Genomic DNA, 12257 nt, shown 5'->3' with positions numbered 1-12257 from the left:
CATGAAAAAAGCGATAGTATACCTGAATCAATTTTTTGGTCAAATCGGTGGCGAAAGCACTGCAGGTCATCAACCTGCAATCAAAGAAGGGGGAATTGGGCCTGCTCAGGAGTTGAATCGGCAACTGCAACATGCCGAGGTAACCCATACAGTCGTATGCGGCGATAACTATATGGTGGAAAATGAGGAGGAAGCCGTAAAACAGATTTTAGAACTGCTTTCTGATAAAGAGTTTGATATTTTTATTTCCGGTCCGGCCTTTAAAGCAGGACGATACGGGCTTGCATGCGGAGCGGTCAACAAAGCTGTCCATGAAACATTCTCCGTTCCTGTAATAACCTCCATGCATATGGAAAATCCCGGTGTGGATTTGTATAAAAAGGAGTTGATAATCTTTTCCGGTGGCGAAAGTGTCATAGCCATGGATGAAGATCTCAAAAAGCTCGCTGTGTATGCTGATAAAATACTGACAAATCAACCGCTGGGAACAGCAGAGGAAGAAGGGTATCATGCCCGTGGGAACCGACACCAAATCTGGAGAGACGACCAAGTGTGTGCAGCTGATCGTGTTGTCGACATGCTGTTGAAAAAAATCCATGATCAACCCTTTGAGTCGGAATTGCCCGTTCCCAAGAGAGATAATGTTCCAATTGCACCGCCGTTATCGGACCTGGCAACAGCGCGAATCGCCGTGCTTACCTCCGGCGGGGTTGTTCCCGTAAATAATCCTGATCACATACGCTCAGCTTCTGCTACAAGATGGGGGAAATACAGTATTGAGGGAATGGAACGATTGGAAGCAGATATTTTCAAAACCATCCACGGGGGCTATGACCCCACGGCAATAGACGCAGACCCCAACATATGTGTGCCGATTGATGTGTTAAGGGCCTATGAGGCAGAAGGGAAGATAGGCCATCTGTATGAATTCTTTTATTCAACAGTTGGAACTGGTGTTACCCAAAGCGATGCCGCGCGAATGGGTAGAGAAATAGTCGAGGACCTGCTTGCTGTAGATGTAGATGCAGCAATAATGATTTCTACATGAGGAACCTGTACTCGTTGCGGTGCAACGATGGTCAAAGAAGTTGAGCGTGCCGGCATTCCAATCGTGCAAATGGCAAATTTAGTTCTCGTGGCAAAAAATACCGGAGCAAACAGGATTGTTCCCACTATTTCTATCCCCCACCCACTGGGAGATCCGAATACCTCGAAAGAAGAGCAATGGAAAGTAAGACATCATAGGGTAGGCATTGCCTTGCAAGGATTGACGACCGATATTCAAGAGCAAACGGTGTTTGCGGTTTAACCTCTTGTAACTACCGATATTGGAGAACCCAGGCAAGGGATAAAGTTTTTACCCAGGTCTTAAGAGGTTTTTTCTTACTTTCTTCAGACCAGACCACTTTCGATTAATTGAATGGCGCCTCGCTGCACGCGGCGGTATTGTTATGAACTGAGCATAAGCGCTCAGTTCATAACGTTCGACCCCAAAAAGAGATATTAGATTATGCCATTAATAAAAGGTATTGGCGGTCTCCTGATCGACCTCGATGGTGTATTATACGTTGGAGAAGCGCCGGTACCAGGCGCTCAGGAGGTGTTAAAACGATTAACTGCAGAGGGAATCCCAAGGCGTTACTGAACAAAATGACCAATGAATTTCTTGGTTCAAAATTGTCACAGCACCTGTCAAATAGCATTTTTCGTCAAACGCCTGCGGCGGGAGGGATAATGGTAGATTCTGATAATATTTTTGACATTTTACGTCCTGTTTTGTAACTTAAATTTCGATATTTGCGGTACACTGACGCGGATGTGCTCAAGTCTCTTTTGCCGCCGTGCTTGTTTTGCAGGAAGAAAGCCGCTTGGTAGGGTGTCGAGAGGATGAAAATGGGGAGAGGTTACCCTTTATTTTTCGGTTCTCTCGGTTTTTGTGCGTCTCGCTGAAAGGCGAAGTCTTATCACCATCACCATCCCCTCCTGATCAATGCATCTGTTACGCGTCCCGGCGAGACAGCATCCCGTAAGAAAGACAACCGCTTCGTGATTTCGGGACCAGGCCCGATTCATAAATAACTCCAAAACCTGGCAAAATACTATACCTACAAGCCATTGAGGAGGCATTCATGGCCAAGAAAATTATCGTTATCGGAGGGTCCGCAGCCGGACCAAAGGCTGCAGCCCGCGCCCGTCGACTCGATCTCGACGCCGAGATCACCATCATCCAGAAGGACCCGGACCTGTCCATGGCCTCCTGCGGTTACCCCTATTTCGTGGGCGGCACCTTTGAGGACCGCAACCAGCTCCTGGCCACCCCCACGGGCGTGGTTCGCGATCCAGGCTTTTTCCAGCGGGCCAAGGGCATCGTCGCCAAAGTGGAAACCGAAGTGATCGGTATCGATCGGCAAGCAAAAAAAGTTAACTGCCGTAATCTGCGCACCGGTGAAGAGGAGTCCCTTGCTTACGACAAGCTCATCGTGGCCACCGGCGCCGTGCCCCGCATTCCGCCCCTGCCCGGGAAAGATCTCAAGGGCATCACCACCCTGCAGTCCATGAAGGATGCCGATTTTCTGAAAAAGGTACGCGAGGAAGGCAAGGTCAAAAAGGCGGTCATTATCGGTGGCGGCCTGATCGGCATCGAGACCTGCGAAGCCCTGCAGCTGGCGGGTATTCAGATCACCGTGGTGGAAATGCTGCCCCAGATTCTCAAATTTCTGGACTGGGATCTGGCCAAGATTCTTGAGAATCACGTCAAAAGCAAGGCATCCAACGTGCTCACCGATGTGGGCGTGACCGAGTTTCTGGGCGAGGAGGGCGTGCTGACCGGAGTGAAACTTTCCAACGGCGCTGAACTATCCTGCGAGCTGGCGGTTATGGCCATCGGCGTTGCTCCCAATAGCAAGCTGGCCCAGGAGGCAGGGCTGGAGCTTGGCGAGACCAGGGGCATTCTGGTCAACGAACACATGCAGACTTCAGACCCGGATATTTATGCAGTTGGTGACTGCATTGAAACCGTTAACCGGATCACCGGCAAAAAGACTTTGGCTCCATACGGTGACCTGGCTAACCTCCAAGGCCGTGTGGCCGGCGAGAATGTGGTCCTCGGCAACAAGGCAACTTTTCCGGGCACCATCAATACCGGCATCTGCCAGGTGTTCGATTACAATGCCGGTGCCACCGGATTGTCCGAAACCTCTGCCAAAGCTCTGGGCATGGACATCGTTGCCTCTGTCAATGCCAGCCTGGATAAGCCGGGGTTCATGAGCGGCAAGCTACTCATCTCCAAAATGGTGGCCGACGCCAAGACCGGCCGTATCCTCGGTTACCAGTGCGTGGGGCCCGGTGACGTGGGACGGCAGGTTGCCCAGGGTGCCATGGCTATCATGGGTAATCTGACAGTGGCCGACGTGGTCAACGCGGATCTTCCCTATGCACCGCCGTTCTCCCTGGCGCTGGACCATTTCATCGCTTCGGCCCACATTCTGGAAAATAAAATGCGCGGCCTCTATGTGGGCCTGTCCTGTGTGGAGGTGCATGACAAGCTGGAAGCCGGAGAAAAACCGTTTCTACTGGATGTTCGAGATCCCGTGGAATATGAAGAGATGCGCATCGGCCGCGGCAACATGCTCATGCCCATGGGCAAACTGCGCGACCGCCTCGACGAACTTCCCCAAGACAAGGATCAAGAGATCATCTGCTACTGCAAGATCTCCCTGCGCGGCTACGAGGCGGCCCGGCTGCTGCAGAATCGCGGCTGGAAGGATGTCAAGGTCATGGAAGGCGGTATCATGGCCTGGCCCTATCCCAGGGAGAAGTAAATCGATGAGGTGACCGGCTGCTTCTTCCAATTCGGATTTCAGCAAGTAAGATGCCCGAAAAAGTATCGGCATCGACCGGCACCGCTGTTGCCACAAACGTTTTGACGAAAAGTGATATTTGGCTGAACGTAAACAGGGGCAGGCAAGGTTTAGCGAGACTGACAATCGCCTCGCTAAACGTAACCTGTCCCGAATAACGCTAGCCCGACTTTCTCATCAGTCCAGGCGGTGACGGGTTCAAGGCTTTTGGTGGGAAATTATAATAGGCTACCGGAGTCTGCACGTACCTTTTACTGCCAAAATACTGAAGAAGATGGTGCCGCATGGACTGCCCTTCGGGCTGGTGCAAGCATTATCAACGAACACCGACAATCTTTATCGGTCTCTTATTAGGTGCGTTTACAACTGCAAAACTTCTTAAACCAGCAGCCTCCCAGTCTCTCACCAATTTTGTGTTAACCCACTTGCAAGACAAGGATATATTTAGATTTAACTCAGAAAATGATAAACATCTGTAATTACGTGAATAATATCTAAAATCACAGTATAATGTGCATGGCTTTATAGGATAACCCCGAAAAAGGCGTGCACATGATTCGATACAGAAGCAGCAAGCAGCTCACGCTCGACGGATTCACCCTGCCATTTGGCGGCAAGCTGAATCCTGACAACAGGTGGGTGAGGTGGAGCGAAATAATTCCCTGGGATGGCCTTGCCGCCGGTTACTACAAAACCATGAGTGATCGATACGGGCGACCAGGTAAAGATGCCAGGATGGTGATTGGCGCTCTCATTATAAAACACAAGCTGACGCTGAGCGATGAAGAAACGGTCCTGCAGATCCAGGAGAACCCGTACCTGCAGTACTTCGTCGGCTTTTCCAGCTACAAGGATGAGCCACCGTTTGCACCCAGTTTGTTTGTGGATATTCGTAAGCGGATGGGGCAAGAGGTGTTTAGCTCATTTGAGCAGGTTATCCTTGACAAGGTTGGCAGCAGTCGAAAGACAAGTGCCGAGCCAGTTGCGAATAAAGGCAAGTTACTGGTTGATGCCACTGTTGCTGAGCAGGCAATTCGATATCCGACGGACTTGAGTTTGCTCAACGAGGCCAGAGAAATCTCTGAGCACCTGATCGATGAGCTATACGCATTAAGCGACTATTCAAGAAAACCTCGGACTTATCGGAGAAAAGCAAGAAAGCTGTATCTGAACCTGGCGAAAAACAAGAAACCTGGCTCGAAACTGAGACGTCGTGGCCTTCGGGAGCAACTCCAATTCCTGAGAAGAAACCTGAAGCATATTTCCTGCTTGCTTGATCATCTTGGGAGTACGCCGTTTCCTTTGGAGTACAAGTTGCAGCGGAAGTATTGGATCATCCAGCATCTCTATAATCAACAAGACGGGATGTATAGAAGTAAGCAGAGGCGGTGTGATGATCGGATCGTCTCCATATCACAACCCCATGTTCGCCCGATAGTACGCGGCAAGGCAAGCAAGAAGACAGAATTTGGTGCCAAGATCAATGTCAGCATGACCGATGGTTTGGCTTTTGTAGATCATCTCGGCTGGGATGCCTTTAATGAAAGCAGGGACTTGAAGCAGCAGGTCGAAGAATATCGTCGGAAATACGGCTACTACCCGGAAGTGGTTCTTGCCGATCAGCTATATGGAACACGGGACAACAGAAGGTACCTCAAGGAAAACGGGATTCGGTTCGGTGGAAAGGCTTTGGGACGTCCGCCCAAACAGACGATTGAAAATACAGATCGCCTCAAGCAAATCAAATCGCAACGTATTCAGGACAGCGGGGAGAGAATACCAATTGAAGGTAAATTCGGCCAAGGCAAGAATGGATACCGATTAAACTATATTCGGGCCAGGCTTCAGAAAACCTCTGAAGCCTGGATCAACAGTATTTTCCTGGTAATGAACCTGAAGGTGCTATGGGAAAAATTGGATAAAAAAATAAAAAAAACGCTTTTCTCAGACTGGTGCTTGTTGGTTATGGATGATTGTGCTCGTCCACTATGGAAACGAAACCACTTCTGCTCGTTGCCCTCTGTTTTTTGATGGGCGGGCAGTCACTTTTCTGAGGAAGCTCTATTTACCCAGCCCGCGTTACTCTTTTTTCTTCTTTTTCCCCCCTTGTACGAGTGTATTAAGATTTTTGAAAGGACTGTGAGTTGTGGTAACGGTGTTTTCCGTCTCTGAATCCAGGCTGGGAAGCCATTCAGCGTCCAAATTGCGGGAGTGCTCGTTATCGTGACAGTAGATACACAGCAGTTCCCAATTGCTGCCGTCAGGCGGGTTGTTCCGGTAATTATGATCCTTATGATGCACTGTTAGTTCTCGTAGATTTTTGCCGGAGAAATCACGGCCGCATTTGCCGCAGACCCACGGAAACAGCTTAAGCGCCTGATTTCGATAATCGAGTTTCTTCATAGTTTTTTCCTTCCAACAAAGGAGTTTGGCCCACTACCTTGTTCGAGCGCCACATATTCAGGGATAATCACAGCCTTCATGACGCCGATATATACTCCTTACTACAAATAGAGCAGCGGCAGCAGAACGGAGAGCATTCCCCACATGATAAAAACAAGGGGAATGCCGACTTTCAGGAAATCAGAAAAAGTATATTCCCCCGCGTTCATGACCAGCAGGTTTGTCTTGTAAGCCATTGGAGTGGCATAGCTCATATTTGCTCCAAATAGTACCGCCAGAATAAAAGCTTCAGGAGGCTGCCCCATCTGACTGGCAATAGAAATGGCTATTGGGGTGCCGATAACTGCGGCAGCGTTGTTGGAAATGATATTGGTGAAAACCGCCATCATCAAAATCAAACCGCTTATAACAAAAGCAGGCGATGCATTCCCTGCCAGGGCCACAAAAACTGAGCCCAGATAGTCGGCGCCGCCGGTTTTGAGCATTGCTGCGCCCAGCGCCAAACTGGTCACCACAATGAGGATAACCTGCGCGCTCATGGCTCTGGTTGCATCTCGCCAACTCAAGCACCCAGTCAAAATCATCAGCAAGGCACCCAAGGTCGCGCTGACGGCAATAGGCAACAAGCCAAAGGCAGCCGTAAGAATAACACCTTTCATGATAAACATCGCCACTGGTGCCTTCTTTGAAAAGGGCAGATCCACCGTAGCATCAAGAATGAGTACCTCAGAGCGCTGTTTCAGCTCTGATATCTGTTCACGCGGCCCCTGCACCAGCAGAATATCACCATTCATTAGCCGGATATCACTTATTTCTTTGTGGATTCGCTTGAGTTTTTTCCCCGTGCGATGAAGTGCCAGCGTGATCAAACCGTAACGATCAGAAAAACGATAATTACTCAGGGTGGTGCCGTTCAGGGGCGATCCTTCTGTAACAACAATCTCGGCTAGCTGTTGATCATCGGCCATTAATGGGTGATCATCGTCAATGGGAATATCTTCTGAGTCAGCAGGATACAGCGTCCCTTTCAGCAGTTTCTCATATTCTTTAAGATTGACGGGGGTGTCTCTTATCACCAGATGGTCTCCTGCCTGGAGTATAAGGTCCTGATGGATAAACAGCTTATCTTCTCCCCGTTCCAATGCTGTCACCTTCATCTTGCCATCTGTAAGCTCCAGAGCTTTTGACAGGGGGGCACCTACAATGGGACTATCTTTTAACACGGCCAAATGAGCCGCAAATATTCTCGGCGTGCCGTCGGTTATAGCAATATCACGCTTGGTTATCATCCGTGGAGCAATAAGCCAGAGATAGGCTATTCCTACACTGCCGGCAAGCACCGCCGGCAGAAGAAAGTCGAACATATCAAACGTCTCCAGCCCCATTTCAGCTACCACCGAGACTACGAGAAGGTTTGTTGACGTGCCTATAGTGGTACAGGTTCCCCCTAACAGGGTTGAGAAGCCCATGGGCATCAGCACCGACGAAGCCGGAGATTTTGTTTTCAGGGATACGCTAATCAGGACAGGGAGCAGCAGCACCACAACAGGAACGTTGTTAATAAAGGCACTTATAAAAGCGCCCACAAGCAGTGTGAGCAGCAGTGATATGCTCGGACTGCTTTTCCAGAGCTTTGCGAGGAAGCGTCCCACCGGCTCCAGTCCACCCGTGCGCAGTATGCCCTGCCCAGCTACCATAAGAGCACATACAGCCACCAGCGCCTCATTGCCGAAACCGGAAAAAAATTCGACAGCATGTATGACAGTATCATTTTCTGCAAAGGGAAATATCTCAAACCCGACAATGAGGGCAACCAAGACCAGCAGGCTTGACGATTCAAGCGGCACTTTCTCCCTGCTGAACAGGATGAGGGCAAAGGCCGTCAGTACCAGGACAAAAACGGCATGCGGGTTCGGGGGCAAAGGAAGGTTCATTTATCAGCCACCTCAATAAAAAGTTAAAAGCGTATGCATGCACTATGGTGCTGCCACCCGGCGAAGAGATAGGATCAGGTGATTACAACAACTTCCACCTTAGAAGGAAAGTATAACAATATCATTTAACAATTCAACTATCAGCAGTCCTGCATAAGCAGTAAAATTCCAGAGCATATCTTTTTTTGTTCGCAACCACTTTCCGGCAGGCCGTTGCTTTATTTCCAATGATTGGTTCAAAAGTGTGAACCTAGGGATGAAAGCAAATCATTTTCATTGCGGTTACAGTAAGTTATGAGTAATAAAAAAAGAGATATCTGTATCATACATTTCCCCACTGACTTGAACACAAAGGGGAGACCATCAGTATTCGGACAGATAAAATCAAACAAACCACGGTTCGCAGCTATTCCTCAATGTTGATAGAGCAGAGCGTACACAAGACACTTGAAAATGACCACCCGTAATGGTCAACCAACTGCCTGGTACTCAAACAGCCAGGTCGTTTAAACGCTACATACGGAACCACTGATGACTTCCTCTTCTGCTGCCGATAAAGCTGACCAACCCACCTGGCAATACGTTCAGCTTGCTGACTACCAACTTCCGACCACGCCGGTTACCTACAGTGCAAGGGTACGTTTTACATCTTTTCGTCGGCTATTTCAGCGAGATATGCCCAGCCAGAGTCTCCCGCTCAAAGCTCAAGAAAAACTGTCCTCATTACCTCAGTGCCTCCTGGAAACCATTGCACCGATTCCGGACTGGAGAGATTCGGCCTCGGCTCTGGATACGGCCATGAGTGATTGGCTGGATAAAGATGCTCAACGTGCGCCTGTGATGGTTATCGTCGGCGCGCCTTACAGCGGTAACAGCGAAGCACTTAAAGCTTTGGCAAAAATGCAATCCTGGCGCATCCTGGATAGTCCAGCTCCAGAGCAGATACTCAGCAGAGATAGTGCTTTGTTTTCCAGCCAAATCACCGGTGCCGGCCCCTGGGTTTTGCCCAACCTGGAGAAAATTTACCTACGTCATGCAGAGGGACTGCAGCTTATTCGCCAATTTATCGCCCACGCCTGCTCCGGCAACATGGGAAAGGTGATTATCGGCTGCGACAGTTGGGCATGGGCCTTTATTCAACACCTCTGGAGCGGCCCAACTCCTGCAGTCATGACATTGCAGGCCTTTGATGAGCCCAGACTAATCAAATACTTTCAGGGATTGATAAATGCTTCCACTGGAGGCCAGCTGCTTATTCGCCAATCACATGACGGTCGATACGTACTGCCGCTGCTGGAGAAGCACGATACTTCCATGGAATACAGCAATTTCTTGCAGATTGTCGCAGCTTACAGCCGCGGCAATTTCGGCATTGCCCAAAAAATCTGGTGTACCAGCATGCAGACCGAACCTGGTGAAAACCAGCAGGAACAGCATAGTACGGAGCAGCCTGATATGCCGCAGCAAACTATTTGGGTTATACCATGGAATCAGCTCAAGCTTCCATCGCTCCCTTCGGACATTGGCTGTAATGAAGCTTTTATCCTGCATGCACTCCTCCTGCATAACGGACTTACCCAGGAGGTGTTGCAGCTGCTGTTACCACTTTCGCAAAAAAACGTCTTGGCGACCTTGTACCGTCTGAAAGAATATGAACTGGTGGAAAGGGATAACGCAGTCTGGCAGGTTACACCGCTGGGATATCCGGCTGTACGCCAGTTCCTCCAGAGCAGTCGTTACCTGGTTGATCACTTTTAGGAGAAGAGGATGGACAGTTCCGTTGCTGCCGCCGAAATCGTGCGGACCCTCATAGCAGTTGACGTTTTTCAGCTGGCACTGATTGTGATCGGTACATGGCTGCTGATCATACTTTCATCACGATCCCTGGCATGGCTGGCCAAAAGGTTAGCCGGTCGTTTTCGCTTTTACACTCTTTCCGCCATACCGATTCTTCGCCTGCTCATCATACTTGCCGGCCTGATATTGTTTATCACCTCAGTCATTGAACCCACCGTTGAGAACTTGACGGTTCTGCTGGGTTTGCTGGGGTTTGGCTTGGGATTCGTCTTTAAAGATTATGTCAGCAGCCTGCTTGCGGGCATAGTAACGCTGTACGAGGCCCCTTACCGCCCCGGCGACTGGATAGAAATCAACGGAGCATACGGAGAAGTAAGAACTATCAATATGCGGAATGCAGAGATCGTCACCCCTGATGATACCGTTGTGTTTATTCCCCATTTGAAAATCTGGGACCAGCTCATTTTCAACGCTAATGACGGCAGCCAGGACCTGCAGTGCGCCGCGGATTTTTATCTTCACCCCAACCATGACGCAGCACAGGTTAAACAGGTGCTGCACGACGTCGCCTTAACAAGTTCTTTTGTACAAATCGAAAAGCCGATCAATGTCATTGTGCAGGAAAAACCGTGGGGAACCCACTATCGGCTCAAGGCATATCCGGTTGAACCGCTCCAGCAGTTTCACTTTATCACCGATTTGACAATACGCGGTAAAGCCGCCTTACGAAACAAAGGTGTGGAATTTACCACTGCCGTTTCCCTTGCTCAAAGAGACAGCTGATCACCTTGACAGCCCCTCCTCATTTTTTGCACCGTCCGGCACCTCTACAACCAGCCTTTGCGCCTGAAAAAACGAAGCATCACACCTGCTACCAGCAGCATCATCCCCCAGAAAATGAAGTAACTGTATTTGAAATGCAATTCAGGTACATATTCAAAGTTTGTCCCATAGATGCCTGCAATAAAGGTCAGCGGGATAAATATAGCTGCAAACACAGTGAGCACTTTCATGATTTCGTTGAGCCTGTTGCTCACTGCTGTATTGTAGATATTGAGATGATCAGAAAGCATCTCCCTGTATGAATCCAGCGTTTCTGTCGCCTGGGTTGCAATATCCTGGAGGTCTTTCAAAAACGGCGTCGTCTGCTCACGAATAAATTCTGAATCATTTTTTGCCAACTGCAACAGCAGTTCACGCGCCGGTCGTATGGATTTGCGTAGATAGTTCACTTCTCTTTTATAGTTGGTTATTTGACTGAGAAGTTCCTGGGTAGGCTCTTCCAGAATCAGATCTTCAAGCTCCTCAATTTTGCTTCCTATATTTTCAATCGCAATCATATAATTATCAATGATTGTATCAAGTAATGCATATGCGAGATAATCGGGCCCTTTTTCCCTGATTCGGCCTTTACTTTTGCTTATTCGCTGCCTTACCGGCAGGAAAATGTCGATAGGTTGCTCATGGAAGGTGAGCAGAAAATGCTCTCCGAGTATAAGTGAAAGCTGGTCGGCCTTAACGATCTCCTCATCACTGTCAAACCGCAACATTTTCAGGACCAGGTAGATGTAATTCTCATATTCCTCCATTTTCGGACGCTGCCCGGTATTGGCTATATCTCCAAGTGTCAGCGGATGTATTCCGAAAATTTCGCCGACAGACTTGATTATGTCTACATCATGCAGCCCATAAACACTAATCCAGGTAACTGTTTCAGCACCGAAAAATTGTCCCATGTTTCCAGGAGTATCGACCGTTTCATCTTCCAGAGTATTCTTATTATAATCAAGGATTCGGATGATCGTTTTTTCGAGTTTACGGTTGCCGATAAAAACCGGCGACCAGGGCGACAGACCAGTAGCCTTTTCACTGCTTTTAATAAAACGCGCCATAAATTCACCTTTGTCTTTTGAGCACTTCCTCTGAAACATCGCCGGTCAAGCTGCCTTTGCAAGGAAAGGAAGAGAGACGGTTGTAATTCGTCAGCCACGACTGTAGGTAGCTGAAAGGTATTATAACACTTTATCAATCCTCCCTGTAAAGGAGATATACAGCACGAGATGATGCAGGCGCCCCATTAACAAACCACCGTACAAATGTAAACCATATCGTTTTTTGCAGATCAGCTATCCCTTATCCTCTATTTCACCGTACAAACAACACCTGGCCTGGAGGCATTTTGCTCGATTTTCTAAATATTTCTGTTATGTTAAGATGTAATTTAGCCTATATCTCACTCCACCTTTCGGGTAATCACTTTTTT

Annotated in this window: 9 protein-coding genes; 6 read left to right on the top strand and 3 right to left on the bottom strand. The window is 48.8% G+C overall.

Annotation, left to right across the window (positions count from 1 at the left end; all coding sequences use genetic code 11):
• The first annotated feature begins 1 nt into the window (after position 1).
• From ACHZCY_RS18935 to ACHZCY_RS18920, 4 genes are all read left to right on the top strand, one after another.
• A complete protein-coding gene (locus ACHZCY_RS18935; protein WP_319549993.1) occupies positions 2–1309 on the top strand; it encodes a glycine/betaine/sarcosine/D-proline family reductase selenoprotein B in 1308 nt (435 codons plus the stop codon).
• 201 nt (positions 1310–1510) lie between these two features.
• Complete coding sequence (locus ACHZCY_RS18930) at positions 1511–1645, top strand: hypothetical protein (RefSeq protein WP_205220994.1); 135 nt, start codon at positions 1511–1513, stop codon at positions 1643–1645.
• 484 nt (positions 1646–2129) lie between these two features.
• Positions 2130–3821, top strand: a complete 1692-nt coding sequence (locus tag ACHZCY_RS18925) for an FAD-dependent oxidoreductase (RefSeq protein WP_205220993.1) — start codon at positions 2130–2132, stop codon at positions 3819–3821.
• 591 nt (positions 3822–4412) lie between these two features.
• Positions 4413–5891, top strand: coding sequence for an IS5 family transposase (locus ACHZCY_RS18920; protein ID WP_462687165.1), 1479 nt, complete (start codon positions 4413–4415; stop codon positions 5889–5891).
• Positions 5892–5939: 48 nt separating this feature from the next.
• Here the strand turns inward: ACHZCY_RS18920 and ACHZCY_RS18915 are convergent, their stop codons facing one another.
• Positions 5940–6263 carry a YajD family HNH nuclease gene (locus ACHZCY_RS18915; protein WP_319549992.1) on the bottom strand — a complete coding sequence of 108 codons (324 nt, stop codon included), beginning with the start codon at positions 6261–6263 and terminating at the stop codon, positions 5940–5942.
• A gap of 101 nt (positions 6264–6364) precedes the next feature.
• Positions 6365–8197 carry an SLC13 family permease gene (locus ACHZCY_RS18910; protein WP_319549991.1) on the bottom strand — a complete coding sequence of 611 codons (1833 nt, stop codon included), beginning with the start codon at positions 8195–8197 and terminating at the stop codon, positions 6365–6367.
• Between the two features lie 531 nt (positions 8198–8728).
• Between ACHZCY_RS18910 and ACHZCY_RS18905 the strand changes: the two genes are divergently transcribed.
• The gene (locus tag ACHZCY_RS18905; protein WP_319549990.1) at positions 8729–9955 is read left to right on the top strand and encodes a hypothetical protein; all 1227 of its coding nucleotides are present in this window, start codon (positions 8729–8731) and stop codon (positions 9953–9955) included.
• A gap of 9 nt (positions 9956–9964) precedes the next feature.
• Entirely contained in the window at positions 9965–10777 is an 813-nt protein-coding gene (locus ACHZCY_RS18900) for a mechanosensitive ion channel family protein (protein WP_319549989.1), read from the top strand.
• A gap of 44 nt (positions 10778–10821) precedes the next feature.
• Here the strand turns inward: ACHZCY_RS18900 and corA are convergent, their stop codons facing one another.
• Positions 10822–11886: a magnesium/cobalt transporter CorA gene (gene corA / locus ACHZCY_RS18895; RefSeq protein ID WP_319549988.1), complete on the bottom strand. Its 1065-nt coding sequence runs from the start codon at positions 11884–11886 to the stop codon at positions 10822–10824.
• Between the last annotated feature and the right edge of the window lie 371 nt (positions 11887–12257).

This window comes from Desulfogranum marinum (assembly GCF_963675105.2).
Taxonomy (GTDB): domain Bacteria; phylum Desulfobacterota; class Desulfobulbia; order Desulfobulbales; family Desulfobulbaceae; genus Desulfogranum; species Desulfogranum marinum.
Note: the sequence above shows the minus strand (reverse complement) of the source record. Positions and strands in the feature narration are given on the sequence as shown.